This is a genomic window from Azospirillum formosense (assembly GCF_040500525.1).
GTDB lineage: Bacteria > Pseudomonadota > Alphaproteobacteria > Azospirillales > Azospirillaceae > Azospirillum > Azospirillum formosense_A.
This window is the reverse complement of record NZ_CP159405.1, coordinates 360,571-385,824: the sequence shown is the minus strand read 5'-3', so window position 1 is coordinate 385,824 and position 25,254 is coordinate 360,571. Positions and strand designations below refer to the sequence as shown.

The following is a 25,254-nucleotide window of genomic DNA, read 5'->3' as shown; positions in this document are numbered from 1 at the left end:
CGGACGCCAGGGCTCGAGCCGGCCGGGCAGGGCGAGCCGGCTGAACCGGTCGCCAGCCGGCCCACCATGGGCGCGGCTTCGTCCTTCCCGACCAAGTCATCGGCAGAGGCGGGGTCGACCCCGGACGACGGAGAGCAAATGCACTGAGTCGGTTCTGGGTGTAGGGTCTGATTGCCTTCGTTTGTTTTGGCATACAAATCCCATAAGGAATCTTATGGAAAATACAGCGACGCGATCCCATCGATGCCAGCCGGGTTCGTTCCGTCAATGCTCGGCATAGCGGGACAGGATGGAAATCGGAGGCATCCGTGGGATCACGGTGAGCGGCAACAGCGCAGCTTTGCAGGACAAGATCGGCTCTAGGAAACAGCCGACAGGAGTCCGGGTCCCGCACCCGCGACGGTGCAATCCCCTGATGAAGCTGTTCGCGGCGCGGATGGAGCTGTCTGGGTGGACGGCGGAATTTTCACATTATAAAAATGTGCAAGAATTCGTGGTGACCCTTCATTTCCCACGACATGGCTCCCCTTCCGGAAAGCGGCGTGCTAGGCTTCCGTCCGGCCTGTTGAAGGCCCCATGACCGGACCGACAGACGGACCGATCGGGAACATCAGGACACGCGTACCATGAATCACATTGTCGCCCCCTGCCTCAAGGACCAAGACCTCAAGGAGCTGGACCGTCCGGAATCGCCCCTTCTGGAGGGCGTCGACGGCATGTGGGCGATGCTGCGCGCCGAAGCGGAGAGCGTCGTCGTCAAGGAGCCGTGGCTGCGCCCCTTCATCGACACCGCCATCCTGCTGCACCATGACTTCCCTTCGGCGCTGGGCAGCCTGCTGGCGCGCAAGCTCGGCGATTCCTACATCTCCGCCGACCAGCTTGCGATGCTCGTGCGCTCGGCCGTCGCCGACGCGCCCTGCATCGTGGAGGAGGCCTGCTCCGACCTCCAGGCCATCTGCACGCGCGATCCGGCGGCGGACAACTGCCTGACGCCCTTCCTCTACTACAAGGGCTTCCACGCGCTGGAGTGGCACCGCATCGGCCATTGGCTGTGGCGGCGCGAGCGGCGCGACCTCGCCCATTTCCTGCAGAGCCGGGTGTCGGAGGTGTTCGCGGTGGACATCCATCCGGCGGTCCCGGTCGGGCGCGGCGTCTTCATCGACCATGGCACCGGCGTGGTGATCGGCGAGACCGCCGTGGTCGGCAACGACGTGTCGATCCTTCAGGAGGTCACGCTCGGCGGCACCGGCAAGGAGCATGGCGACCGCCACCCGAAGGTACGCGACGGCGTCCTGCTGTCGGCCGGCGCCAAGATCCTCGGCAACATCGAGATCGGCAGCCGCGCCAAGGTCGGCGCCGGCAGCGTCGTGCTGAAGGACGTGCCGCCCTGCGCCACCGTCGTCGGCGTCCCGGCGCGGATCGTCGGCTGGTGCCGCGACACGGTGCCGGCGCTCGCCATGGACCAGACCGTGCCGGAGCCGGAATATCACATCTGACGGGCCGGTTGATGGGCCGGGCCGGGCCGGAATTCCGGCGCGGTCATCTCCTCGCGGGTCAGGGCGATGAACAGGTCCACCACCGGGCTCTTGGAGCGGTTGGCGTCGAAGGCCACCTGGAAGGGCGCCTGATAGGACAGAACCTTGGGCAGCAGAACCCGCAGCCGCCCGGCCTTGATGTAGGGTGCGGCGTAATGGTCCGGCAGATAGCCGGCGTAGGCCCCGGACAGGATCAGCCGGGCCGCCCCCTCCATGTCGCTGACCGTCGCCTTGGGCGTTGAAATGGCGAAGATCTTCAGGTCGCGCGCGCCCCAGTAGCTGCGCGCGACCAGCCGGTAGCGGCGGATTTCGTCCAGGTCGATGGCCTCGTCCGGCAGGGTGAACAGCGGGTGCCCGTCCGCCACGCAGAAGTGGATCGTCTCGTTGTAGAGGTCCTGGTAGGACAGGCTGGGCACGATGCGCGGAAAGCTGGCGATGGCGAGCTGGAGCTGTCCGCCGATGACATCGCGCAGAAGCTCGTTCGGCGGGCGGACGTTGATGATCAGCGAGACCTCCGGCGCCGCTTCGGTGAAGCGGGCGAAGACGCGCTCCAGCGGGGCGCGCGGGTCGGTCAGCGTGTTGTCCACCAGCCCGACCGCCAGCGTGCCGGTCAGCCGCTCGCGCAGGCCGCGCACCCGCCCGCGGAACCTCTCCAGCGTATCGAACACCCGCCGCGCCTCGTCATAGACCGCCTGCCCCTCCGGGGTGAGCTGGAATCCCGACCGCCCCCGCCGGCACAGCCGCAGGCCCAGCCGCGTCTCAAGATCGGCGAAATGGGTGGAGATGGTGGACAGCGACAGGTTCAGTTCGCTCTGCGCCGCACTGAATCCGCCGGCCTCGACGATGGTCATGAACAACCGCAACAGGCGCAGATCCACGGTTTCAAGCTGAATCATCGCCACGACGCCTGCCCTCCCCTGCCCCGCCCGATGGGTCCGGCCCACCGATACTTCGGCCCGGATCGAAGTAAGATACAAAACTTTCTGATTTTCGAGCAACGGCGCCGGGGGTCTAATGATCGCAGGCCGCAATGCTGGCCTCACGAACAGATAAGCTCGTCCGCAAGGAAAGGTCGCATCCATGAACGAGACGACGGGTAAGCAGGGACTTCACGCCGCTTTGACCGGCGGCATCAGCCGGCGCGCCGTTCTGGCCGGAGCGGGCACGCTGGCCACGGTGGCCGCCATCGGCTTTCCGAACATCGTCCGCGCCCAGTCCAAGACGCTGAAGGTCGGCGTCTACGGCGGCTACTTCAAGGAATCCTTCGAAAAGCACATCTTCCCGGAATTCTCCAAGGCCACCGGCATCACGGTGGAGGCCATCGCCGAGCCGACCGGCGAGGCGTGGCTGGTCCAACTCGAACAGGCGGCCCGCGCCCGTCAGGCGCCCGCCGACGTCTCGATGATGTCGCAGGTGGCGATGCTGAAGGGGGCCTCGGCGGAGCTGTGGGCGCCCTTCGACCTGTCGAAGATTCCCAACGCCGCCAAGGTCGTCCCCCACCTCGTCAACAAATATCCGGACGGCAAGGTCAGCGGCATCGGCGCGGTGTCCTGGTACATCACGCTGGTCACGAACACCAAGAGCTACCCGCAGGCCCCGGACAGCTGGGCGGCGCTGTGGGACCCGGCGAACAAGGACAAGCTCGGCCTGCTGGCGCTGGTCAGCAACAGCTTCCTGCTGGAGGTCACGGCGGCCACCTTCTTCGGCGGCACCAAGCATCTCGACAGCGAACAGGGGCAACTCGACTGCTTCAAGAAGCTGGCGGAGCTGAAGTCCAACGTGAAGCTCTGGTACCGCGACGAGGCGCAGTTCGAGGCCTCGCTGAAGTCCGGCGAGATTCCGATGGGCCAGTATTACCACGACGTGACGGGCCTCGCCGCCGCGGACGGGCAGCCGGTGCGCTCGACCTTCCCGAAGGAGGGCGGCATCCTCGATTCGGGAAGCTGGGCGGTCACCCGCGCCTCCAAGGCCGGCGACCTCGCGCATGTCTTCGTGGACTACATGTGCCAGCCGTCGATCCAGGCCCTGCTGTCGCGCAAGGTGGGCACCGCCCCGACCATCGACCGCAAGCTGACCGACCTGACGGATCAGGAGTTCGCCGCCGTCTCCTCCGACATCGCGCCGATCATCCCGCGCTATGACCTCTACACCAGCAAGTCCGACTGGCTGAACCAGAAGTGGACGGAAATGATCGTGGGTTGAGTGAGAGCCCTTCTCCCGTCTGGGGAGAAGGGTATGGGATGAGGGGGCGGCCGCAGGCCGACCACGCTGGCTCATCGCAGTGCGTGGACGCTCTGGCGTGCTCCCCCTCACCCTGACCCTCCCCCAGAGGGGCGAGGGGACAGAGCCCGTTGTGAACGACAGTCAAAAAGTCCGATCCATGTCAGCCCTTGTCCTCGACGGTCTCACCAAACGATACGGTCCCGTGACCGCGGTGCACGGCGCGTCGCTGCGCATCCCGCACGGGCAATTCGTCTGCCTGCTCGGCCCGTCCGGCTGCGGGAAGACGACGCTCCTGCGCATGATCGCCGGACTGGAGGACCCCTCCGGCGGACGGCTGGTCATCGACGGGCGCGACATCACCACGGCCCCCGCCCACACACGGGAATTCGGCATGGTGTTCCAGTCGCTGGCCCTCTTCCCGCACCTGACGGCGGGCGAGAACATCGCCTACCCCCTGCGCATCCGCGGCGTCCCGAAGGCCGAGCAGCGCAAGCGCGCCGACGAGCTGCTGGAGCTGGTGCGCCTGCCCGGCGTCGCCGACCGGCCTGTCTCCAAGCTCTCGGGCGGGCAGCGGCAGCGCGTCGCCATCGCCCGCGCGCTGGCCCTGTCGCCCAAGCTGTTCCTGCTGGATGAGCCGCTGTCGGCGCTCGACGCCAAGCTGCGCGAGGCCATGCAGATCGAGCTGAAGCAGCTCCAGCAGCGGCTGGGCATCACCACCATCGTCGTCACCCACGACCAGCGCGAGGCGATGACCATGGCCGACCTCGTGGTGGTGATGTCGCAGGGCCGCATCCATCAGGCCGCCCCGCCGATGGAGGTCTACCGCCAGCCCGCCGACGCCTTCGTCGCCGACTTCATCGGCATGACCAACCTGCTGGAGGGCGAGGTCACCGCCCCCGGCACCGCCGCCGTGCCCGGCGGCACCCTGCACCTGCCGGACCTGCCGCCGACCGGCCGCGTCCTGCTGTCGGTCCGCCCGGAGGACGTGGTCGTCCACCCCACGGGAACGGACGGGCCGAACCGGCTGACCGGCACCCTGTCCTTCATGCGCGACCTCGGCGCCAGCGTGGAGTTCCGCATCGACGTGGCCGGGCGGGAGATCGTCGCCCTGTCGCGTCCGCAGGACCGCCCGCCGGTCGCCCCCGGCGGCGCCCTGTCGGTGGAGTTCCCGCCGGCGGCCTGCGTCGTGCTGCCGCCGATGTCGGAGCGTCCGCAATGATCCGCCGCGCCCCCCGCGGTCTGGCCGAGCACGCGCCGATCCTCTTCCCGGCGCTGATGCTGGTCGTCTTCTTCGTCATCCCCTTCAGCCTGATGATCGCGGTCAGCGTCTTCCGGCGCGTGCCTGGCGGCTTCTATGAGCCGGACCTCGTCTTCGCCAACTACGAGCGGTTCCTGACCGCCTTCTTCGGCGGGGTGATGTCCTTCTCGCTGGGGCTGGCGGCGCTGGTCGCGGCGCTGTCGGTGGGCATCGCCTTCCCCTTCACCTACCGGCTGGTCAAGCTGTCGCGCGGCGCGCAGATCCGTTGGCTGGTCTTCCTGCTGTCGATCCTCTCGCTGTCGGAAGTCATCATCGGCTTCGCCTGGTCCACCCTGCTGTCGCGCACGGCTGGCATCACCAACCTGTTCGTGGCGCTGGGCCTGATGGCCGAGCCGCAATCGCTCAGCCCCAGCTTCGGCGCGCTGCTGGCCGGGCTGGTCTATCAGGCCTTCCCCTACACGGTGCTGGTGCTCTACCCCGCGCTCGCCCGCCTCGACCCCTATCTGGAGGAGGCGGCGCGCACGCTGGGTTCCTCGCCGCTGCGCGCCTTCTTCACGGTGGTGGTTCCGGCGCTGCGCAACACCATCGTGGCGACCACGATCATGGTGTTCGTCTTCGCGCTGGGCTCCTACCTGCTGCCGCAGCTTCTCGGGCGGCCGCAGCATTGGACGCTGTCGGTGCTGATCACCGATCAGGCGATCTACCAGTCCAACATGCCCTTCGCGGCGGCGATGGCCGTCTTCCTGGTGCTGGTCAGCCTCGCCCTGGTCGGGCTGGCGCTGCTCGCCGGGCGGCGGGAGGAGACGGCCTGATGCTGATGCGCACGCTGAACTCCCTGGCCGCCGGCCTGATCGCCCTGGTCCTGGCCGCTCCCATCCTGGTGGTGGCCGGCGTCTCGGTGAACGAGAAGAAGGCGCTGACCTTCCCGCCGCAGGGCTTCTCGCTCGCCTGGTACGCGGAGGTCTTCACCGATCCCGGCTGGCGCGGCGCGCTGATCACCAGCCTCGTCGTCGCCACCCTGTCGGCGGCGCTGGCGGTGCTGATCGCCTTCCCGCTGGCCTGGTTCCTGTGGCGCTGGCGCGCGCCCTGGGCGCGGGCGTTCGAGGTGCTGGGCATGACGCCCTTCATCCTGCCGCCGGTGATCACCGCGCTGGGCTTCCTCAGCTTCTGGGCGGCGGTCGGCGAGTACGGGTCGCCCTGGACGGTGGTGGTCAGCCACGCGGTGTTCTTCGTGACGCTGCCGCTGGTCACGCTGTCGCTGGGCTTCGGCGCGGTCGACCGCTCCTACGTCGAGGCGGCGGCGACCATGGGGGCGGACGACCGGACGGTGCTGCGCACGGTGGTGATGCCGCTGGTGCGGCCCTACGTGATCTCCGGCTTCGCCTTCGCCTTCGTTCTGTCGCTGAACGAGTACATCGTGGCCTACATGGTGGTCGGCTTCACGCTGGAAACGCTGCCCATCAAGATCTTCAACGCGCTCCGCTACGGCTACACGCCGACCATGGCCGCCGTGACGGTGCTGTTCGTGACGCTGACCGCGGTGGTCTTCGGGCTGATCGCGTGGTTCGGCGACCTGCCCCGCCTGCTCGGTGCCTGGGCCAAGAACGACTGACGTCCAAAAACGACCAACACCTTTTCCTCAGAGAGATTCGGACGATGATCGACCCTCAGAAGCTTGATCGTTTGCGTACGAAGTACAGCGGCTCCGGCGGCGACGACTTCCACGATCCGGAGTTCCAGCGGGTGGCCGCCCTCCAGTTCTCCGGCGGCAAGCGGGTGCAGCCCTTCGCCGGGGTGTCCACCCTGCTCGACGCCCCCTACCGCCCCGACGCGGCCGAGGCCGCGGACTTCGGCGGGTTGGACATCGCGTTGATCGGCGTGCCGATGGACCTGGGAGTCACCAACCGGGCCGGCGCCCGCCTCGGCCCGCGCGCCGTGCGCGGGATGGAGCGCATCGGCCCCTACGAACACGCCCTGCGCATGGTCCCGGCGGCCTCATGCAAGCTGGCCGACGTGGGCGACGTGCCGCTGTCCAGCCGCTTCAGCCTGGAGGCCTGCCACGGCGACATCCTGGCCTTCTACAACCGCGTGATGGACGCGGGGGTCATCCCGCTGTCGGTCGGCGGCGACCATTCCATCACCTACTCGATCCTCAAGGCGCTGGGCCGCGAGCGTCCGGTGGGCATGATCCATTTCGACGCCCATTGCGACACCGGCGGCCCCTACGAGGGCGCCAAGTTCCACCACGGCGGCCCCTTCCGGCAGGCGGTTCTGGACGGCGTGCTGGACCCGGAGCGCACGGTGCAGATCGGCATCCGCGGCAGCACCGAGTATCTGTGGGAGTTCTCCTACGACAGCGGCATGACCGTGATCCACGCGGAGGACATCCCGGAACGCGGCATCGCCAGCGTCATCGAGACGGCGCGCAAGGTGGTGGGCGACGGGCCGGTCTACGTCTCCTTCGACGTGGATTGCCTGGACCCGGTCTTCGCCCCCGGCACCGGCACCCCGGAGGTCGGCGGCCTGACCACGCGGGAGGCGCTGGCGATCCTGCGCGGGCTCGACGGGCTGGACATCATCGGCGGCGACGTGGTGGAGGTGGCGCCGCAGTACGACGCGACGACCAACACCGCCCACGCCGGCGCACAGATGCTGTTCGAAATCCTCTGCCTGTCGGTGCGCGCCCTCGCCAACCGCCAGAAGCAAGGCTGACCGCATGCGGCTGGCCCTGTTCCAGGCGGACGCGGAACCCGGTGCGCCGCACCGCAACCTCGACCGTCTGGAAGGGGCGGCGGCGGAGGCGGCAGGGCGCGGCTCCGCCCTGCTGGTCGGGCCGGAAATGGGCCTGACCGGCTACGACATCGGAGCGGAGGCGGTGCGCGCCTTGGCCGAGCCTGCGGACGGACCGATGGCCGTGCGGGTCGCCGAGATGGCCCGGCGGCACGGCATCGCCATCCTCTACGGCTATCCGGAGCGCGGGGCGGACGGCGCCGTCCACAACGCCGCGCAGCTGATCGGGGCGGACGGACGGCCCCGGCTGAACCAGCGCAAGACCCATCTCTACGGCGATCTTGACCGAGGCTCCTTCGCGCCGGGCGGTGACGCCTTCCCGACCGCCGAGGTCGGCGGGATGCGGATGGGCGTGGCGATCTGCTACGACGTGGAATTCCCCGAGCTGGTGCGCCGCCACGCGCTGGCCGGAGTCGACGTTCTGCTGGTGCCGACCGCGCTGATGGCGCCCTACGAGATCGTCGCCACCACCATCGTCCCGGCCCGCGCCTTCGAGAACGGCTTCTTCGTCGCCTACGCCAACCGCTGCGGGAGCGAAGGGACGTTGCGCTATTGCGGGCTCAGCAGCGTGGCGGCGCCGGACGGATCGGTGCTGGCGCGGGCCGGCGACGTGGAGACGCTGTTGACCGTCGATTTGGACCCCGCCCTGCGCCGTGTCGGCACGCATCTGGCGGACCGCCGCCCGGACCTGTACGGTGCGGTCTCCAGTACGCCTGGGAAGGGCGGTTCGTAGAGGAAGCACAGGACATGCCGGTCACCATCGACGACATTCACGCCGCCGCCGAACGGCTGGCCGGACGCATCAGCCGCACGCCCTTCCTGCGCTCCGAAACCCTGTCGCAGATCACCGGCGCCGAGGTCTGGGTCAAGCTGGAGAACCTCCAGTTCACCGCCTCCTTCAAGGAGCGCGGGGCCGCCAACCGTCTGCTGCACCTGACGCCGGAGGAGCGGCGGGCCGGGGTGATCGCCATGTCGGCGGGCAACCACGCCCAGGCCGTGGCCTACCACGCGAAGCGGCTGGGCATCGCGGCGACCATCGTCATGCCGCGCTTCACACCCTTCGTGAAGGTCAAGCGCACGCGCTACCACGGCGCCACCGTCATCCTGGAGGGCGATTCCCTGGCCGAGGCCGCGGCCTTCGCCCACGACCTCGCCAAGCGGGACGGTCTGGTCTTCGTCCATCCCTACGACGACGACGCGGTGATCGCCGGCCAGGGAACCGTCGTGCTGGAGATGCTGGCGGAGGTGCCGGACCTCGACGCGCTGGCCATTCCGGTGGGCGGCGGCGGGCTGGCCGCCGGGGCCGCGGTCGCCGCCCGCGCGCTGCGGCCCGGCCTGGAGGTCGTCGGGGTGGAGGTGGAGACCTACCCCGCCGCCGCGCAGCGCCTCGCCGGGCAGCCGGTCAAGGTCGGCGGCCCGACGGTGGCCGAGGGCATCGCCGTGCGCGACGTCGGCGACCGGCCCATGGACATTCTGAAGCAGAACGGCTGCGACGTGGTGCTGGTGCCCGAAGCGGTGATCGAACGCGCCATCGCGATGCTGATCGAGGTGGAGAAGACCGTGGCGGAGGGCGCCGGGGCCGCCGGTCTGGCCGCCCTGCTCTTCCACCCCGAGCGCTTCCGCGGCAAGCGGGTCGGCCTGATCGTGTCGGGCGGCAACATCGACACGCGCACGCTCGCCAACGTTCTGATGCGCGGCTTCGCCCGCGACGGCCGCCTGATCAACCTGGACATCGACGTGGCCGACCAGCCCGGCGCGCTGGCCCAGGTGGCCCGCATCGTGGCGGAGTGCGGTGGCAACATCATCGACGTGCAGCACCAGCGCCTGTTCGGCGCCTTCTCCGTCAAGTCCGCCGAGGTCGCCCTGCTGATCGAGGTGGAGGACGAGGGCCACGGCGACCGCATCACCGAAGCCCTGCGCGGCGCCGGCCTGCCCGTCCGCAAGGCGGTGGTGGCGGAAGCCGCGCAGCCGCTGTCCAGCGCGCGGCCCTGACCCGAGCCCCTTCACTTGCGGCGCAATAACCCTCTCCCCTCTGGGGAGAGGGTATATGGGGCTGCCTAAGGATTGAGCACCCCTCCCGAACACCGCTGCCTTTCGCGGCACATCTGCGGGGCCGCGCATGGATATTCCGCCCCGCCGGTTGTGGCACGGACCATGCAATTCGCGCCTGTTCATTCGCGGAGGTCATGGATCATGTCGTCGGTGGTGTCATCACAGCCAACCCATCCGGTTGACGAGAAGCTTCCGCTGCTGCGCCTGCTGGCGCTGGGCATGCAGCATGTGATGGTGATGTACGCGGGGGCCATCGCCGTGCCGCTCATCATCGGCGGCGCGCTGAAGCTGCCCAAGGACCAGATCGCGCTGCTCATCAACGCCGACCTGTTCGCCTGCGGCATCGTCACGCTGATCCAGACGCTGGGCTTCTGGAAGTTCGGCATCCGCCTGCCGGTGATGATGGGCGTCACCTTCGCCGCGGTCGGGCCGATGGTCGCCATGGCGGGGAACCCGTCGCTGGGGCTGTTGGGCATCTACGGCGCGGTGATCGGGGCGGGCGTCCTCGCCACGCTGGCCGCCCCGCTGGTCGGCCGCCTGCTGCCGCTGTTCCCGCCGGTGGTGACGGGGACCGTCATCGCCATCATCGGCATCTCGCTGATGCGGGTCGGCATCACCTGGGCCGGCGGCGGCGCTGGAAACCCGAATTTCGGCGACCCGCTCTATCTCGGCGTCGCTCTGTTCGTGCTGGCGGTGATCTTGCTGGTGACCAAATACGCCAAGGGCTTCTTGGCGAACATCTCGGTCCTGCTGGGCATCGTCGCGGGCTTCGCCCTGACCATGGTTCTGGGGCTGGTCAGCTTCGACGGGGTGGGACAGGCCAAGTGGGTGGACGTGATCCACCCGTTCCAGTTCGGCATGCCCGTGTTCGAGTTCTGGTCGATCCTGACCATGTCGCTGGTGATGATCGTCGTGATGATCGAATCCACCGGCATGTTCCTGGCGGTGGGCGAGATGGTCGGCCGCCCGGTGACGCCGGAGCAGCTGACCCGCGGCCTGCGCACGGACGGGCTGGGCACGCTGATCGGCGGCGTCTTCAACACCTTCCCCTACACCTCCTTCTCGCAGAATGTCGGGCTGGTCGGGATCACCGGGGTGCGCAGCCGCTGGGTCTGCGTGGCGGGCGGCGTCATCCTGGTCGCCTTCGGCCTGTTCCCGAAACTGGCCCATGTCGTCGCCTCCGTCCCCACCTATGTGCTGGGCGGGGCCGGTCTGGTGATGTTCGGCATGGTCGCGGCGACCGGCGTGAAGATCCTGGCGAAGGTCGACTACACGACCAACCGCGGCAACATCTACGTCGTCGCCATCAGCATCAGCCTGGGGATGGTGCCGCTGGTCGCCGACAAAATCTTCCAGAAAATGCCGCCCTTCCTGTCGCCGCTGCTGCACAGCGGCATCCTTCTCGGCACCATCGCGGCGGTCCTGCTGAACCTGTTCTTCAACGGGCTGGGCAAGGCCGACGCGAAGGCGTTCGTCGCCGCAGCCAAGACCGCGGAGGCGTGAGGGAACCAAGCTTTGAGCCCTCTCCCCAGAGGGGAGAGGGGATTTCACCGCCGGCTCAGCCCCTTACGCGGCCGGCTCGCTGCCGTAGACGGACTTGGTCTCCAGGAACTCCTCGAAGCCGACCTCGCCCCACTCGCGGCCGATGCCCGACTGCTTGTAGCCGCCGAAAGGGGCCGCGAGGTCGATGGAGGCACCGTTCAGATGCACCATGCCGGTGCGCAGCCGCTTCGCCACCGCGCGAGCCTCGTCCACCGTGCCGGCGTAGACGTAGCCGGACAGGCCGTAGAGCGAGTCGTTGGCGCTGCGGATCGCCTCCTCGATGTCCTCGTAGGGACGGATGGTCAGGACCGGGCCGAAGATCTCCTCGCGCATGATGGTCATGCCGTCGGTGGCGCGGCTGAAGACGGTGGGCTTGGCGAAGAAGCCGCGCTCCAGACCGTCCGGACGGCCCGGACCGCCGCACAGCAGGGAGGCGCCTTCTTCGATGCCGGCCTGGATCAGGCGCTGCACCCGCTCGTACTGGCGCTGGTTGGCGATCGGGCCGACGCCGGTGCGGTCGCCGCGCGGATCGCCGACCACCAGACGGGCGCAGACCTGGGCGGCGATCTTCTCCGCCTCGTCCAGGCGGGAGGCCGGGACATACATGCGCGACGGCGCGTTGCAGCTCTGCCCGGTGTTGGACATCATCGACCGCACGCCGTGGGTCACCGCCTTCGTCAGGTCGGCGCTCTCGCAAATGATGTTGGCGGACTTGCCGCCCAGCTCCAGCGACACGCGCTTGATGCTGTCGGCGGCGTTGTGGGACACCGACGCGCCGGCCCGGGTGGAGCCGGTCAGAGACACCATGTCGACCAGCGGGTGCGAGGCCAGCACCGGGCCGACGACCGCTCCGTCGCCGTAGAACATGTTGAAGACGCCCGCCGGCACCCCGGCCTCGTGCAGGATCTCGGCGAAGATCCAGGCCGAATAGGGGGCGAACTCGCTGGGCTTCAGCACCATCGTGCAGCCGGTGGCGAGCGCCGGTGCGACCTTGCAGGCGATCTGGTTGATCGGCCAGTTCCACGGCGTGATCATCGCGCAGACGCCGACCGGCTCGCGCAGGATGCGGGTGGTGCCGCGGGTCCGCTCGAACGGGTACTCGCGGGCGGCCTCAAGCGCCGTCTTGAAGTGGGCCAGCCCCATGAAGGCCTGCGCTGGCTTGGACAGCGCCGCCAGCGGGGCGCCCATCTCCTCGGTGATGGCGTCGGCCACCTCGTCCATGCGCTTCTCGAAGAGCGCGCAGACGGCGGCCAGCAGCTCCAGCCGCTCGTTCAGGGGGGTGCGGGAAAAGCCGTCGAAGGCGGCGTGGGCCGCCGCCACCGCGCGCTGCGCGTCCTCCGGCCCGCCGAGCGCCACGGTGCCCGACACCTGCTCCGTCGCCGGGTTCAACACCTCCATCACGGTGGCGCCCGCCGCGGGTTCGGTCCAGGCGCCGCCGATGTAGAAGGATTGGCAGGTCTTCATCTCTAATCCCCTCGCTCTCTTGTCGTTGGCGTTTTCGGGTGAAGCGATCCTGCCCCGTCCGGAGCCGTTTGCCAAAGCTTTCCATCGGGAAAAACCGGATAGGTCAGAAGACCGGACCCTGTTGACAGACCAATGGTTTCACGGTCTGATCGTTGAACACAGACGTGCCGCCGCCCCGCATGCGGCGAGCCGAACGACAAGAATCGGGCCGCAGAAACGGCGGTCCAAAGGGCTGGGAGCCTGCTTTACGGGTACACTTCAAACGTACAATCAGGGGGACGAGGGATGGCCTTACGTGATCGGCATGGGCGTGGTCGGCGTCTTGCGGATGTGCTGCGTTCCGGAACCTTGAAACGAGCCCTGCCGGCGGCGGCCTGCCTGGCCCTGCTGGCCGCGGCCCCGACGCCGTCGCGGGCCGCCACCCTGACGGTGGGCACCTCGGCGGAGCCGAGCGCCCTCGACCCGCACTACCACAACCTCGGCCCCAACACGCGCGCCCGCAAGCATGTGTTCGAATCGCTGGTCAGCATGGACGCCAAGATGCGTCTCCAGCCCGAACTGGCGGAAAGCTGGCGCGCCGTCGATGAAACCACCTGGGAATTCAAGCTGCGCAAGGGCGTGAAGTTCCACGACGGCACCGAGTTCACCGCGCAGGATTTCGTCTACACGGTCTGCCGCATCCCGAACGTCGCCAACAGCCCGTCCTCCTTCACCGTCTACACCAAGGGCATCGCGGGGATCGAGGCGCCGGACCCGCACACCCTGGTCATCAAGACCGGCAAGCCCTACCCGCTTCTGCCGGTGGAGCTGTCGACCTTCGGCATCATCTCGGCCAAGGCGGCGGGCGGCGAAGCCGTCACCTTCGACAAGGCGGGCTGCAAGGCCGACTCCTGGCCGACCACCCAGGCTTTCAACGACGGCTCGCTGATGATCGGCACCGGGCCGTTCAAGCACAAGTCCTACACCAAGGGCGACCGCCAAATCCTGGAGCGCAACCCAGACTACTGGGGTCCGCAGCCGGCCTGGGACACGGTGGTCTTCCGCCCGATCACCAGCGACGGGCCGCGCGTCGCCGCCCTGCTGGCCGGCGACGTGGACATGATCGAATCCCCCCCGGTGCAGGACATCGAGCGGCTGAAATCCGCCCCCAACGTTTCCCTGGCCCGCGCCCAGTCGAACCGCGTGATCTATCTGGCGCTGGGCGTCCAGGACACCCCGCCGACCATCACCGGCACCGACGGCAAGAACCCGCTGAAGGACCCGAAGGTGCGCAAGGCGCTGTCGCTGGCGGTGGACCGCGATGCCATCGTGAAGCGCATCATGATGGGGGTGGCGGAGCCGGCGAACCAGTACCTGCCCGCCGGCTTCTATGGCAACAACCCGGAGGTCACCGTCGCGACCGACGCCAACAAGGCCAAGCAGCTGTTGGCCGAGGCCGGCTACCCGAAGGGCTTCCAGCTCACCCTCGGCACGCCGAACGACCGCTACATCAACGATGACAAGGTGGCCCAGGCGGTCGCCCAGATGTTCACCCGCATCGGCGTGCAGACCCAGGTCGACGCGACCACCGCCAACGTCTTCTTCTCCAAGCGCAACAAGCAGGAATACAGCGTCTTCCTGGCCGGCTGGGGCGCCGATTCGGGCGAGATGTCGTCGCCGCTGAAGGCGCTGATCGCCACGCCGGTCAAGGAGAAGGGCTACGGCACGACCAACTACACCAGCTACTCCGACCCGGAGCTGGACGGGATGCTGGACACGGCGCTGACGACGGTGGACGACGCGAAGCGGGAAAAGCTGCTCCAGGCCGCGGTGAAGCGGGCGATGGACGCCGACATCATCATTCCGCTGCATTACGAGGTGACGGTCTGGGCCATGAAGAAGGGGCTGAGCTACGAACCGCGCGCCGACCAGTACACGCTGGCGCAGAAGGTGACCCCCGCGAAGTGAGCGTTCATCCCCTCTCCCCTCCGCTCACGCGCAAACGAAGTTTGCGCTGACGCGACAGGTGGACCTTCGGTCCGCCGAAAGCGGGAAGAGGGTTAGGGTGAGGGGGTTCGCTTCTGCCGAACGCTCCGCAACGCGCATTCCCCTCACCGGCCCTTCGGGCCACCCTCTCCCCGGAGGGGAGAGGGCTAAGGGGCTAAATCCATGCTTGTCTTCATCCTCCGGCGGCTGGCGCAGAGCGCGGTCGTCGTCGTGGCGATGTCGGTGCTGGTCTTCGCCGGCATCTTCGCCATCGGCAACCCCATCGACGTGCTCATCAGCCCGGAGGCCGACGAGTTCGAGCGCGCCGCCGCCATCGCGCGGCTGGGGCTCGACAAGCCGATGCACGAGCAATTCCTGCGCTTCGTGGACAGCGCGCTCGGCGGCGACCTCGGCACCAGTTTCGTGCATGGGGTGCCGGCGCTCGGACTCGTTCTCCAGCGTTTCCCGGCGACGCTGGAGCTGGCGGTCTGCGCCATGCTGGTGGCGGTGGTGCTGGGCATCCCGCTGGGGCTGTGGGCCGGGCTGAAGCCGGACAGCTTGGCCGGGCGGGTCATCATGACCGGCTCCATCCTCGGCTTCTCGCTGCCCACCTTCTGGGTGGGCATGATGCTCATCATGGCCTTCGCGGTGACTTTGGGCTGGCTGCCGGCGGGCGGACGCGGCGAGACGGCCAGCCTGTTCGGCGTGCAATGGAGCTTCCTGACCGCGGACGGGCTGGCCCATCTGATCCTGCCCGCCGTCAATCTGGCCCTGTTCAAGCTGTCGCTGGTCATCCGTCTGGCCCGCGCCGGCACGCGGGAGGTCGCCTTGCAGGACTATGTGAAGTTCGCCCGCGCCAAGGGGCTGGCGCCGGCGCGGGTGGTCGGGGTGCACATCCTGAAGAACATCATGATCCCGGTGGTCACCGTCCTGGGGCTGGAACTGGGCAGCGTCATCGCCTTTTCGGTGGTCACGGAATCGGTCTTCGCCTGGCCGGGCATGGGCAAGCTGCTGATCGACAGCATCCTGCAACTCGACCGGCCGGTGGTGATCGCCTACCTGCTGGTGACGGTGCTGCTGTTCGTCGTCATCAACCTGATCGTCGATCTGGTCTATTCGCTGCTCGACCCGCGAATCCGGCTGGGCGGGGGGCGGGCATGAGCGGCGTCATTGCCAAGGCCCCGGCGGTCGAGACGCCTTTCCTGCGGCTGGCGCGGGACTTCGCGCGGTCGCGCACGGCGCTGGCGGGGCTGGTGATGCTGGTCCTGATCGTGCTAGCCGCCCTGCTCGCCCGCTGGGTGGTGCCGCAGGACCCCTACGACCTCGCGCAGCTGGACATCCTCGACGGCATGATGGCGCCGGGATCGCTGGGCGGCGGCGGCTGGACCTACTGGCTGGGCACCGACGACCAGGGGCGCGACATGCTGTCGGCCATCGTCTTCGGGCTGCGCACCAGCCTGCTGGTCGGGGTGGTCGCCACGCTAATCGCGCTCGCCGTCGGGGTGGCGGTGGGGCTGCTCGCCGCCTACGCGGGGGACCGGGTGGACGGGCTGGTCATGCGGCTGGTCGACATCCAGCTCTCCTTTCCGGCCATCCTGATCGCGCTGATCCTGCTGGCCCTGCTGGGCAAGGGGGTGGACAAGGTGATCGTCGCGCTGGCCGCCGTGCAGTGGGCCTACTACGCCCGCACCATCCGCGGCTCCGCCCTGGTGGAGCGGCGTAAGGAATACATCGAAGCCGCGCAATGCCTGGCATTGCCCCACCGGCGGATCATGATGCGCCACCTGCTGCCCAACTGCCTGCCGCCTCTGATCGTCGTGGCGACGGTGCAGGTCGCCCACGCCATCGCGCTGGAGGCGACGCTGAGCTTCCTCGGCGTCGGCGTGCCGGTGACCCAGCCGTCGCTGGGAATGCTGATCGCGTCGGGCTACCAGTACATGCTCTCGGGCGATTACTGGGTCAGCCTGTTTCCCGGCCTCGCCCTGCTGGTCACCATCGTGGCGATCAATCTGGTCGGGGACCGGCTGCGCGATGTCCTCAACCCGCGCCTGAACCATTAGGAGGGGCACGCGATGACCGAACCCCTGCTGCGCGTGGAAGAGCTGAAAACGCATTTCCTCACCCGCGCCGGTGCCGTGAAGGCGGTGGACGGGGTGAGCCTGCACCTCGCCCGCGGCGAGATCCTCGGGCTGGTCGGCGAGTCCGGCTCCGGCAAGTCGGTGACCGGGCAATCCATCCTCGGCCTCGTCGATCCGCCGGGGCGGGTGGTCGGTGGGCGGGTGCTGTTCAACGGGGAAGATTTGGTAACCGCCGGGGAGAAGCGGCTGCGCGCCATCCGCGGGCGGCGCATCGCCATGATCTTCCAGGACCCGATGATGACGCTGAACCCGGTGCTGAGCATCGGCACCCAAATGGTCGAAGCCGTGCGGGCCCACGAAACGGTCAGCCGGGCGGAGGCGTGGGAACGTTCGCGCCGGGCGCTGGCTCGCGTCGGCATCGCCTCGCCCGACGAGCGGCTGATGTCCTACCCGCACCAGTTCTCCGGCGGCATGCGCCAGCGCGTGGCCATCGCCATCGCCCTCCTCCACTCCCCCGACCTGATCATCGCCGACGAGCCGACCACCGCGCTCGACGTCACCATCCAGGCGCAGATCCTCTTCGAGGTGCAGAAGCTCTGCCGCGAGACGGGGACGGCGCTGATCTGGGTGACCCACGACTTGGCCGTCGTGTCGGCGCTGGCCGACCGGGTGGCTGTGATGTACGCCGGCCGGGTGGTGGAAACCGGGACGGTGGCGGAGATCATCGGCAACCCGCGCCACCCCTACACCCGCGGCCTTCTGGAGTCGGTGCCCAGCCGCAACCGGCGCGGCGTGCCGCTGCGCTCCATCCCCGGCATGACGCCCTCCGTTCTCGACCTGCCGGAGGGCTGCGCCTTCCGCCCACGCTGCGACCGGTCCACCGGAGCCTGCACCGTGATGCCGGAGTTGAGCGGCGAGCGGGAGGGCCGCGCCTGGCGCTGCTGGAATCCCGTCGGGGCCGAAGCGCAGGGAGACGCCGCATGACGTCCGCATCCATCGCCGCCCCAATCCTGGAGCTGGACGGCCTGACCAAGCGCTTCTCGCGCAAGCTGGACGTGGTGGAGCGCTTCGCCCGCCGTCTGGGGGCGGCCATCGACGACCGTGCGGTGCAGGCGGTCAGCGGCGTGGACCTGTCCATCGCCGAGGGCGAGGTGGTCGGGCTGGTCGGCGAGTCCGGCTGCGGCAAGAGCACGCTGGGCCGCATGGTCGCCGGCATTCTGCCGCCGAGCGCCGGCACCCTGCGCTGGCGTGGCCGCGACCTGCGGGACCTGTCCCTGGCCGACCGCCATCACGCCAACCTGAAGATCCAGATGGTCTTCCAGGACCCCATGGCCTCGCTCAACCCACGCCTGCGCGTGGCCGACATCGTCGGCGAGGCGCCGGTGGTCCATGGGCTGGTCCCGCGGCGGGAGGCGGAGGCGTATGTGGCCGCGACGCTGCGGCAGGTCGGGCTGGACCCCGCCTATCTGCGGCGCTACCCGCACCAGTTCTCCGGCGGGCAGAGGCAGCGCATCGGCATCGCCCGCGCCCTGGCGGTGAAGCCGGACGTGCTGGTCTGCGACGAATCGGTGGCGGCGCTCGACGTGTCGATCCAGGCGCAGATCATCAACCTGTTCATGCGCCTGCGCGAAGAGCTGTCGCTGACCTATCTCTTCATCAGCCACGACCTGGGCGTCGTGGAACACATTTCCGACCGCACCGCGATCATGTATCTTGGACGGATCGTGGAGTTGGCCCCGACACCGGAGCTGTTCGACAAACCCAATCATCCCTATGCCAAGGCGCTGTTGGACGAGGCGCCGCGCGTGTCCGTGGAGAAGCGGCGGTTCGCGCCGATCCGCGGAGAGATTCCATCGCCCCTCGACCCGCCGTCGGGCTGCGCCTTTCATCCGCGCTGCCCGCACGCGATGCCACGCTGTTCGGCGGAACGCCCGGCCCTGCGCGCGATCGCGCCCGGGCGCTGGTCCGCCTGCCATCTGAACGAAACCACAGGTCCATGATGCCCTCACCCGATCCCGCCGGCCCATCCGCGTGCAGCCCGCGCACGCTGGAGCTGCTGCGCGACCTGATCGCCTTCGACACGACCAGCCGCAACTCCAACCTCGACCTGATCCACTACATCCGCGACCATCTGGCGGCGCTGGGGGTGTCCAGCACGCTGGTGTTCAACGAGGAGCGGACCAAGGCCAACCTCTACGCCACCATCGGCCCGATGGACCGCGGCGGCGTCTGCCTGTCCGGCCACACCGACGTGGTGCCGGTGGACGACCAGGACTGGTCCAGCGATCCCTTCACCCTGACCGAGCGCGACGGCAAACTGTTCGGACGCGGCACGGCGGACATGAAGGGCTTCATCGCGGCGGCGCTGGCCATGGCGCCGGATTTCCTGGCCGCCAACCTGACGACCCCGGTCCATTACGCCTTCTCCTATGACGAGGAGCTGGGCTGCCTCGGCGTGCCCGGCCTGCTGACCCGGCTTGCCGGGATGGCGGTCAAGCCGCGCCTGTGCATCGTCGGGGAGCCGACGCGGATGCGGGTGATCGTCGGCCATAAGGGCAAGGTGGCGATGCGCTGCCGCGTCCACGGCCACGCCTGCCATTCCTCGCTCGCCCCGCAGGGGGTGAACGCGGTGGAGTACGCGGCGGAGCTGGTGTCTTTCCTGCGCGGCATGGGCCGCCGCTTCGCCGAACAGGGGCCGTTCGACTACGATTACGACGTGCCCTTCACCACGGTGCACACCGGGGTGATGGAGGGCGGCACGGCCCGCAACATCGTGCCCTCCGACGCCTCCTTCGAGTTCGAGATCCGGCACCTCGCCGACCATCCCGTGGCGCCGATGCTGAAGGAACTGCGCGACTTCGCCAGGACGCTGGAACCGGAGATGCGCGCCGTCCGTCCGGAGGCGGGATTCTCCTGGGAAACCCTGTCGGACAGCCCGGCGCTCGACACCCCGCCGGAGTCGGAGGAGGTGACGCTGGTCAAGAACCTCGCCGAGCAGAACGGCCACGGCAAGGTGGCCTTCGGCACGGAGGGGGCGCTGTTCACCAGCATCGCCAACATCCCCGCCGTGGTCTGCGGACCCGGCGACATCGAGCAGGCCCACAAGCCCGACGAGTATGTGGAGCTGAGCGAACTCGCCCGGGCCGAGCGCTTTCTGCACCGGCTGAAGGACGCCGCGACGAAGGGGCTGTAACAACGGCGCCTGGAACGCGGAAGGGCCGGAGCGTTTCCGCTCCGGCCCCCGTTGAAACCGTCCCTCAGACCGTTGCGCTTCGCCGGTCAGTGGACCTCCACGCTGACGATGGCCGGCAGGGTGCGCAGGAAATCGGCACCCGTGTCCGTCGCCTCGACGACGAGGTGACCGCAGCGGTCGTGCCCGCGCAGGCGGGCCTCCGCGCCCATGCCGGCGGTGCGCAGCACCTCCGACAGGTCGGACACCGCGGTGCGGACCCAGGCCCGATGCTCGGCCATGCTCTTGTACGCCGTTGCTTCCGACTGATTCAGGGTGACAGTGAACGTGTGCAGCTCGATGGTCATAAGAGCTCCGGAATGAACCGATTGTTCTGGGACAAGCTCAGTGTTTGACGCTGTTCGAGCATCCGCTCCGCCCCAACCGGACGGTCTATGCAAACAAGACTGGAAAGGGACGTGCGGACACTTGCCGGTTGGCGGATTGAATCCGGGGATCAGCCGATCGGCGAAAAGGGTCCCTTTCGATTTGGGGAGCAAACAAACCGCAGTGTAATCGAAACCGGCGGCCGATGCTTGTGATATCGTGGGAACGCTGCCCTGCATCAAGCGCGCTCACGGGCGCGGAAGGGGTAGCCCCGGCATGGCCACCCCCGGCGCGGCGCGGGTCCTTCGGACGGCCCTCAATCCAGGAAGATGTCCGGCGCCAGCGGAGCGCCCGGCTTGACCGCGTAGGGCTCCAAGTCGGTGACGCCCTCCTCCGCCAGCACCTCGTCGTCGATGAAGAAGTGTCCGGTGCAGGTCCTGGCGTCGCGGGTCAGGATGGCGTGGGCGGCGTCGGCCAGGATCTCCGGCTTGCGGCAATTGTCGAACTCGGCCGCGCCCTTCAGCATGGCGATGGCCGCCGTGCCGATGATCGTGCGCGGCCACAGGGAATTCACCCCGACCTTGCCGCGGAACTCGGCGCTCATGCCCAGCGTGCACAGGCTCATCGCGTATTTGGCGATGGTGTAGGCGGTGTGGTGCTGGAACCAGCGCGGATTGAGGTTCAGCGGCGGCGACAGGGTCAGGATGTGCGGGTTCTCGGCCTTCAGCAGATGCGGCAGGCAGGCCTGGGAGCAGGCGAAGGTGCCCCGCCCGTTGACCCCCATCATCAGATCCCAGCGCTTCAGCGGGGTGTCCAGCGTGCCGGTCAGGCTGATCGCGCTGGCGTTGTTGACCAGGATGTCGATGCCGCCGAACCGCTCCACCGTGCGGGCCACCGCCTCGGCCACCTGGGCGTCGTCGCGGATGTCGCAGAGGATCGGCAGCCCCTTGCCGCCGGCGGCCTCGACCTCCTCCGCGGCGGAGAAGATCGTGCCGGGCAGCTTGGGGTGGGGTTCCGAGGTCTTGGCGGCGATTACGACGTTGGCGCCGTCGCGGGCGGCGCGCAGCGCGATGGCCTTGCCGATGCCCCGGCTGGCGCCGGTGATGAACAGGGTCTTGCCCTTCAGCGTGCGCGCGTCCGTCATGTCGCTTCCCTCCCCATAATTCTTCCGCCGCAGCCGGCCGGTTGGCGGCCATGCTACCACACATCCCCGGGGCGCCGTCCAGACGCATGCGTCATTCAATTGACCTATGCGTCAATATCCCTTCGCGTCTAGACTGCGCTTGCCCCTTTTCGCCTGGGAGTTCCGGCCGGTGCGCCGTCTTGCTCTCGCCCTCGCACTGATCCTCGGCTCCGCGCCCGCCTTCGCGCAGGCGGTGACGCAGCACCTGTTCTTCGAGGCCGTGCCGGCGGGCGCCCCGCCCGGCGCGTCCTACGACGCGCGGCAACGCCTGACCGAGCGCGCCCGGACCGAACTGCTGCCCACCATCCTCGACGCCGCCGGCCTGGATGGAACGGGCGCGGTGACCGATCTGCGGATGGGCGGCTACCGGCTCCAGACCAACCCGTCGCTCCACATGACCCTGCGGCTGGAGGACGCGCCCGCCGACCGGCTGGCCGGGGCCATCGCCTGGAGCCTCGAACAGGAGAGCGTCCTGGTGGCGGACTTCGACAGCGCGGACGGCGCCACCGGCTACGCCCTGGTCCGCTTTCCCGCGGGCAGCCTGACGCCGGACCGCGCCCAGCGCTTTTTCCTCGCCGCCGCGGCGGAGCAGGACGGGCTGGGCGGCGGCTACACCGCCTTTGGCGACACGCTGCTGTTCCTGAATCTGCGCAACGGCGACGGGACGCCCTACAGCGGCCTTCCCGACGAGGCCTTCACCGAATCCCTGCAGCGCGCCGCCGCCGCCTTCCCCGGCGCGGTCCTGGCCGCGACCGGGCGCGCCGACGCGCGGCTCGTCCTCCAGCCGCCCCGGCCCGACAGCCCGGCCCTCGCCCCGCTGCGGCCGCGTCACGCGGGGCTGGTGTCCGAAATCCTGACCTCCGAGCCCGTCCGATGACGCCTCCGCTGTCCCGCCGTTCCGTCCTGGCGCTGGGCGCCGCCGGCCTCACCACGCTCGCCGCTCCGGCGCGGGCGCAGGACTTTGCGCCGGGGCTGCTCTACGCGGTGGGGCAGAAGTTCGACAAGAGCTTCAACGAGGGCGCCTTCACCGGGGCGGAGGTGGCGAAGGCCCAGTTCCAGCGCGGCGCCGACGTGGTGTTCGCCGGGGCCGGCGTGTCCAATTTCGGGATCTTCGCGGCGGCCAAGGACGGCGGGCGCCTCGCCATCGAGGTGGACAGCAACCAGAACCACCTCTACCCGGGCACCATCCTGACCTCGATACTGAAGCGGGTGGATCTGGCGGTGGAGCGCGCCTTCGCGGAGGGGCGCAGCGGCGCTTGGACCCCCGGTCCGCGCGCCCTGGGGCTGGCCGAGCGCGGCGTCGACTGCGCGCTGGACGACCACAACCGCGCGCTGGTCACCGCCGCCATGAGGGACCGGCTGGAGGAGGCGCGCGCGGCCATCATCGAGGGCCGCATCCGGGTGGCGGACGCCGTGTAGGCGCCCCACTCAGGCGTATTGCGGCTCGACCCCGACGGCGAAGCTCAGGTCGGCGCCACGCAGCGTTTCCGCCGTGGCGCGGACGCGCGTCAGGTCGGTGCCGTGCAGGATCGCGCGGGCGAGGCTGGTGTCGCGCAGATCGGCACCGGTCAGGCTGGCCTCGGCGAGGTTGGTCGGCCACAGGCGGCTGCCGTCCCCGGCGAGGTCCACCGGGCGCAGCCGTGCCCGCCACAGCTTGGCCCCCGCCAGATTCGCCCCGCGCAGGTTGCAGCCGGACAGGTCGGCGCTGGTGAAGTCCGCCTCGCGCAGGTCGCAGTAGGACAGATCCGCCATCACCAGCTTCGCCCCGGAGAAATCCGCCCCGCGCAACCCGCAGAAGCGCATCACGCAACCGGCCAGAAGCTGGTTGGCGAAGTTGTAGCCGCGCAGGTCGACGCGCTGCATCTCCAGCCGCAGGCCGGCGGCGGCGTTGCGCTCGACCCAGAGCTGGTGGGCGGAAATGCTGTCGGCCATCCGCCCGGCGAGGCTGACCAGCCCGGTGCCGTCCACGTCGATGCCGCGCCGCTCCAGCGTCTGGCGCAGTTCGTCGTCCAGCCGGGCGCCGCACAGCAGGGCACCCTGCATCTCCACCCGCTCCATCACCGCGCCGATCAGGTTGGCGCCGATCAGGATCGTTCCGGTCATGTCGCTGCCGGAGAAGGTCGCCCCGGCCATGTCGCAGCCGGAAAAGTCGCATTGCGCCAGACGGGCGTCGGACAGGATGGCGCGGGCCATCTTGGAGCCGATGAAGGTGGTGCTGCCGTCGGCGTTGCCCGCCGGCTTGCGTTCGTCGGCCCCCAGCATCATGCCCTTGCGCAGGTCGGCGCCGCGCAGGTTGGCCTCCTCCAGCGTGGCGCCCTCCACCCGCGCGCCGCGCAGGTCGGCGCTTTCAAGCGACGCACCGGAAAGCTCGGCCTTCGACAGATCGGCGCCGAACAGGTCGGTGCGCGACAGGTCGGCGCCGGTCAGCCGGGCGCTGCTCAGGTTCGCCCCGCTGAGCTTGGCGCTGCTGAGGTTGATGCGGCGCAAGCCCAGACCCGACAGGTTGTGGAAGCTGAGGTCGGCGCAACGGCCCTTCATGCTCGGGTCGCGCGTCAGCCATTGCTGATGCCGGACCAGCGCGTTGCGGATCGCCCTCAGATATCGCTCTTCCACGTGCGACGTCTCCGCGCCGTCCGGCCGTTTGCGCCGGCATCGCACGCCGGTTGAACGATCGGAACCCTTGCCACGCTGGGATGTTACCAGAGCCGCCTGGAAAAAGCGAAAGCCCTTATCCGCCGCACTTCAGCGCAGCGTGTCGGCCAGCAGCGCGCCGCGCGATGCCATCATGTAGAGCCCCATGTGGTGCGCCGGCTCCTGCGGATGCGCCGCGGTCTCGGGAAGGCCGAGGTCCCGCGCCGTCTCCGCCGGGAGATCGTAGGTGGCGCAGCCCGGCTCATAGACCACCACGTCCTTCAGCGTCGGCATCATGCCGTGGTTGCGCGCGGACAGCAGGGTCAGGACGAAGTCCATCACGCACACGTCGGTGCAGATGCCCACCGTGACGACCGACGCCAGCCGGTTGCCGTTGACCCAGTCCACCAGCCGGTTGCGCCCGGCCTTGCCATCCGCGCCCAGCTCGGTCGCGCCGACGAAGAAATTGATGCAGTCCTTGGCGATCAGGGTCGCCGACGGCTCCGACTCGAGCCAGGCCAGTTCGGACACCAGTTCATCGTGGCCGGTGCCGACCAGGCAATGCGGGGGATAGGGCGGCTCCGGCCTGTCCGGGTCGTGGCGGTCCAGCGAGACGCAGATCGGCCAGCCGGCCCCGGCGAAGCGGCGGGCCAGGCGGTCCGTCTCGGCGATCATGCGCTCCACCTGGGCGTTCGGCGCCGCCGGGGCGAGCGGACCGCAACCGACGGCGGCAAACCCCTTCACCTCGTCGATGATCACCAGACCGGTGCCTCCGGCGGGCATCGCGTAGTCGCCGAGCGCCACCGGAAAGGTGCGGCGGATGGTGTCCAGCGCCTCGTCGCTGCGAGTCATCAGGTCCAGCATGGGTGCTCCCATTCAAGTGGTGGAGATGGCAGTCCTGCGAACGGAGGGGCACAACATTTCAGGACTGTGTCCAAGCACTGCGACATTGTGGCCGAACGCTTGCGCATGGGTCC

The 25,254-nt window shown here is 69.0% G+C and carries 23 protein-coding genes; 17 read left to right on the top strand and 6 right to left on the bottom strand.

All coding sequences use genetic code 11. From position 1 onward, the window contains the following. The first annotated feature begins 626 nt into the window (after positions 1-626). Complete coding sequence (gene cysE / locus ABVN73_RS26115) at positions 627-1,496, top strand: serine O-acetyltransferase (protein ID WP_353861502.1); 870 nt, start codon at positions 627-629, stop codon at positions 1,494-1,496. Here cysE and ABVN73_RS26110 read toward each other — a convergent pair. After that, a complete protein-coding gene (locus ABVN73_RS26110; protein WP_353861923.1) occupies positions 1,487-2,431 on the bottom strand; it encodes a LysR family transcriptional regulator in 945 nt (314 codons plus the stop codon). The genes cysE and ABVN73_RS26110 overlap by 10 nt on opposite strands. A 184-nt stretch (positions 2,432-2,615) precedes the next feature. On the opposite strand from ABVN73_RS26110, the gene ABVN73_RS26105 reads away from it, so the two are divergent. The 8 genes from ABVN73_RS26105 (at position 2,616) to ABVN73_RS26070 (ending at position 11,361) form a co-directional block, all read left to right on the top strand. After that, entirely contained in the window at positions 2,616-3,737 is a 1,122-nt protein-coding gene (locus ABVN73_RS26105) for an extracellular solute-binding protein (RefSeq protein ID WP_137142949.1), read from the top strand. Between the two features lie 178 nt (positions 3,738-3,915). Then, positions 3,916-4,977, top strand: a complete 1,062-nt coding sequence (locus ABVN73_RS26100) for an ABC transporter ATP-binding protein (RefSeq protein WP_353861501.1) — start codon at positions 3,916-3,918, stop codon at positions 4,975-4,977. Continuing rightward, positions 4,974-5,828, top strand: coding sequence for an ABC transporter permease (locus tag ABVN73_RS26095; RefSeq protein ID WP_035682465.1), 855 nt, complete (start codon positions 4,974-4,976; stop codon positions 5,826-5,828). The genes ABVN73_RS26100 and ABVN73_RS26095 overlap by 4 nt, the downstream gene beginning before the upstream one ends. After that, positions 5,828-6,628, top strand: a complete 801-nt coding sequence (locus tag ABVN73_RS26090; protein WP_353861500.1) for an ABC transporter permease — start codon at positions 5,828-5,830, stop codon at positions 6,626-6,628. Before ABVN73_RS26095 ends, ABVN73_RS26090 begins: the two co-directional genes overlap by 1 nt. A gap of 44 nt (positions 6,629-6,672) precedes the next feature. Further along, the gene (gene speB, locus ABVN73_RS26085; protein WP_353861499.1) at positions 6,673-7,728 is read left to right on the top strand and encodes an agmatinase; all 1,056 of its coding nucleotides are present in this window, start codon (positions 6,673-6,675) and stop codon (positions 7,726-7,728) included. Between the two features lie 4 nt (positions 7,729-7,732). Continuing rightward, the gene (locus ABVN73_RS26080; protein WP_353861498.1) at positions 7,733-8,539 is read left to right on the top strand and encodes a carbon-nitrogen hydrolase family protein; all 807 of its coding nucleotides are present in this window, start codon (positions 7,733-7,735) and stop codon (positions 8,537-8,539) included. A 14-nt stretch (positions 8,540-8,553) separates the two neighbouring features. Next, entirely contained in the window at positions 8,554-9,798 is a 1,245-nt protein-coding gene (locus ABVN73_RS26075) for a threonine ammonia-lyase (protein WP_114861229.1), read from the top strand. Between the two features lie 201 nt (positions 9,799-9,999). Then, positions 10,000-11,361: a nucleobase:cation symporter-2 family protein gene (locus ABVN73_RS26070; RefSeq protein ID WP_353861497.1), complete on the top strand. Its 1,362-nt coding sequence runs from the start codon at positions 10,000-10,002 to the stop codon at positions 11,359-11,361. Between the two features lie 63 nt (positions 11,362-11,424). On the opposite strand, the gene ABVN73_RS26065 is transcribed toward ABVN73_RS26070, so the two are convergent. Continuing rightward, positions 11,425-12,864: an aldehyde dehydrogenase family protein gene (locus ABVN73_RS26065; RefSeq protein WP_353861496.1), complete on the bottom strand. Its 1,440-nt coding sequence runs from the start codon at positions 12,862-12,864 to the stop codon at positions 11,425-11,427. Between the two features lie 348 nt (positions 12,865-13,212). Here ABVN73_RS26065 and ABVN73_RS26060 point away from each other — a divergent pair, with 348 nt between their 5' ends. The 6 genes from ABVN73_RS26060 (at position 13,213) to argE (ending at position 20,100) form a co-directional block, all read left to right on the top strand. Next, the gene (locus tag ABVN73_RS26060) at positions 13,213-14,811 is read left to right on the top strand and encodes an ABC transporter substrate-binding protein (protein ID WP_353861495.1); all 1,599 of its coding nucleotides are present in this window, start codon (positions 13,213-13,215) and stop codon (positions 14,809-14,811) included. A gap of 201 nt (positions 14,812-15,012) precedes the next feature. Continuing rightward, positions 15,013-15,990: an ABC transporter permease gene (locus tag ABVN73_RS26055; RefSeq protein WP_353861494.1), complete on the top strand. Its 978-nt coding sequence runs from the start codon at positions 15,013-15,015 to the stop codon at positions 15,988-15,990. Next, positions 15,987-16,889 (top strand): ABC transporter permease, encoded by a 903-nt coding sequence (locus ABVN73_RS26050; protein WP_353861493.1) that lies wholly within the window; start codon positions 15,987-15,989, stop codon positions 16,887-16,889. Before ABVN73_RS26055 ends, ABVN73_RS26050 begins: the two co-directional genes overlap by 4 nt. A gap of 12 nt (positions 16,890-16,901) precedes the next feature. Further along, entirely contained in the window at positions 16,902-17,891 is a 990-nt protein-coding gene (locus ABVN73_RS26045; protein WP_353861492.1) for an ABC transporter ATP-binding protein, read from the top strand. Next, complete coding sequence (locus ABVN73_RS26040) at positions 17,888-18,907, top strand: oligopeptide/dipeptide ABC transporter ATP-binding protein (RefSeq protein ID WP_353861491.1); 1,020 nt, start codon at positions 17,888-17,890, stop codon at positions 18,905-18,907. The genes ABVN73_RS26045 and ABVN73_RS26040 overlap by 4 nt, the downstream gene beginning before the upstream one ends. Then, positions 18,904-20,100 carry an acetylornithine deacetylase gene (gene argE, locus ABVN73_RS26035; protein ID WP_353861490.1) on the top strand — a complete coding sequence of 399 codons (1,197 nt, stop codon included), beginning with the start codon at positions 18,904-18,906 and terminating at the stop codon, positions 20,098-20,100. Before ABVN73_RS26040 ends, argE begins: the two co-directional genes overlap by 4 nt. An 86-nt stretch (positions 20,101-20,186) precedes the next feature. Here the strand turns inward: argE and ABVN73_RS26030 are convergent, their stop codons facing one another. Together ABVN73_RS26030 and ABVN73_RS26025 are read right to left on the bottom strand one after the other, a co-directional pair. Then, entirely contained in the window at positions 20,187-20,378 is a 192-nt protein-coding gene (locus ABVN73_RS26030) for a hypothetical protein (RefSeq protein WP_353861489.1), read from the bottom strand. 401 nt (positions 20,379-20,779) lie between these two features. Further along, the gene (locus tag ABVN73_RS26025; RefSeq protein WP_353861488.1) at positions 20,780-21,607 is read right to left on the bottom strand and encodes an NAD(P)-dependent oxidoreductase; all 828 of its coding nucleotides are present in this window, start codon (positions 21,605-21,607) and stop codon (positions 20,780-20,782) included. Positions 21,608-21,776: 169 nt separating this feature from the next. Here ABVN73_RS26025 and ABVN73_RS26020 point away from each other — a divergent pair, with 169 nt between their 5' ends. Together ABVN73_RS26020 and ABVN73_RS26015 are read left to right on the top strand one after the other, a co-directional pair. Then, positions 21,777-22,523: a hypothetical protein gene (locus ABVN73_RS26020; RefSeq protein ID WP_353861487.1), complete on the top strand. Its 747-nt coding sequence runs from the start codon at positions 21,777-21,779 to the stop codon at positions 22,521-22,523. Next, positions 22,520-23,065, top strand: coding sequence for a BMP family ABC transporter substrate-binding protein (locus ABVN73_RS26015; RefSeq protein WP_353861486.1), 546 nt, complete (start codon positions 22,520-22,522; stop codon positions 23,063-23,065). The genes ABVN73_RS26020 and ABVN73_RS26015 overlap by 4 nt, the downstream gene beginning before the upstream one ends. A 9-nt stretch (positions 23,066-23,074) precedes the next feature. Here ABVN73_RS26015 and ABVN73_RS26010 read toward each other — a convergent pair whose 3' ends face one another. After that, positions 23,075-24,259, bottom strand: coding sequence for a pentapeptide repeat-containing protein (locus ABVN73_RS26010; protein ID WP_353861485.1), 1,185 nt, complete (start codon positions 24,257-24,259; stop codon positions 23,075-23,077). Positions 24,260-24,388: 129 nt separating this feature from the next. After that, positions 24,389-25,141 carry an isochorismatase family protein gene (locus ABVN73_RS26005; protein WP_353861484.1) on the bottom strand — a complete coding sequence of 251 codons (753 nt, stop codon included), beginning with the start codon at positions 25,139-25,141 and terminating at the stop codon, positions 24,389-24,391. Between the last annotated feature and the right edge of the window lie 113 nt (positions 25,142-25,254).

Coding starts and splice junctions, on each gene's coding strand:
- ABVN73_RS26080 (WP_353861498.1), top strand. CDS start 7,733: ATGCGGCTGGCCCTGTTCCAGGCGGACGCGGAACCCGGTGCGCCGCAC.
- ABVN73_RS26075 (WP_114861229.1), top strand. CDS start 8,554: ATGCCGGTCACCATCGACGACATTCACGCCGCCGCCGAACGGCTGGCC.
- ABVN73_RS26055 (WP_353861494.1), top strand. CDS start 15,013: ATGCTTGTCTTCATCCTCCGGCGGCTGGCGCAGAGCGCGGTCGTCGTC.
- ABVN73_RS26045 (WP_353861492.1), top strand. CDS start 16,902: ATGACCGAACCCCTGCTGCGCGTGGAAGAGCTGAAAACGCATTTCCTC.
- speB (WP_353861499.1), top strand. CDS start 6,673: ATGATCGACCCTCAGAAGCTTGATCGTTTGCGTACGAAGTACAGCGGC.
- ABVN73_RS26090 (WP_353861500.1), top strand. CDS start 5,828: ATGCTGATGCGCACGCTGAACTCCCTGGCCGCCGGCCTGATCGCCCTG.
- ABVN73_RS26005 (WP_353861484.1), bottom strand. CDS start 25,141: ATGCTGGACCTGATGACTCGCAGCGACGAGGCGCTGGACACCATCCGC.
- cysE (WP_353861502.1), top strand. CDS start 627: ATGAATCACATTGTCGCCCCCTGCCTCAAGGACCAAGACCTCAAGGAG.
- ABVN73_RS26070 (WP_353861497.1), top strand. CDS start 10,000: ATGTCGTCGGTGGTGTCATCACAGCCAACCCATCCGGTTGACGAGAAG.
- ABVN73_RS26105 (WP_137142949.1), top strand. CDS start 2,616: ATGAACGAGACGACGGGTAAGCAGGGACTTCACGCCGCTTTGACCGGC.
- ABVN73_RS26100 (WP_353861501.1), top strand. CDS start 3,916: ATGTCAGCCCTTGTCCTCGACGGTCTCACCAAACGATACGGTCCCGTG.
- ABVN73_RS26110 (WP_353861923.1), bottom strand. CDS start 2,431: ATGATTCAGCTTGAAACCGTGGATCTGCGCCTGTTGCGGTTGTTCATG.
- ABVN73_RS26050 (WP_353861493.1), top strand. CDS start 15,987: ATGAGCGGCGTCATTGCCAAGGCCCCGGCGGTCGAGACGCCTTTCCTG.
- ABVN73_RS26025 (WP_353861488.1), bottom strand. CDS start 21,607: ATGACGGACGCGCGCACGCTGAAGGGCAAGACCCTGTTCATCACCGGC.
- ABVN73_RS26040 (WP_353861491.1), top strand. CDS start 17,888: ATGACGTCCGCATCCATCGCCGCCCCAATCCTGGAGCTGGACGGCCTG.
- ABVN73_RS26015 (WP_353861486.1), top strand. CDS start 22,520: ATGACGCCTCCGCTGTCCCGCCGTTCCGTCCTGGCGCTGGGCGCCGCC.
- argE (WP_353861490.1), top strand. CDS start 18,904: ATGATGCCCTCACCCGATCCCGCCGGCCCATCCGCGTGCAGCCCGCGC.
- ABVN73_RS26095 (WP_035682465.1), top strand. CDS start 4,974: ATGATCCGCCGCGCCCCCCGCGGTCTGGCCGAGCACGCGCCGATCCTC.
- ABVN73_RS26030 (WP_353861489.1), bottom strand. CDS start 20,378: ATGGCCGAGCATCGGGCCTGGGTCCGCACCGCGGTGTCCGACCTGTCG.
- ABVN73_RS26065 (WP_353861496.1), bottom strand. CDS start 12,864: ATGAAGACCTGCCAATCCTTCTACATCGGCGGCGCCTGGACCGAACCC.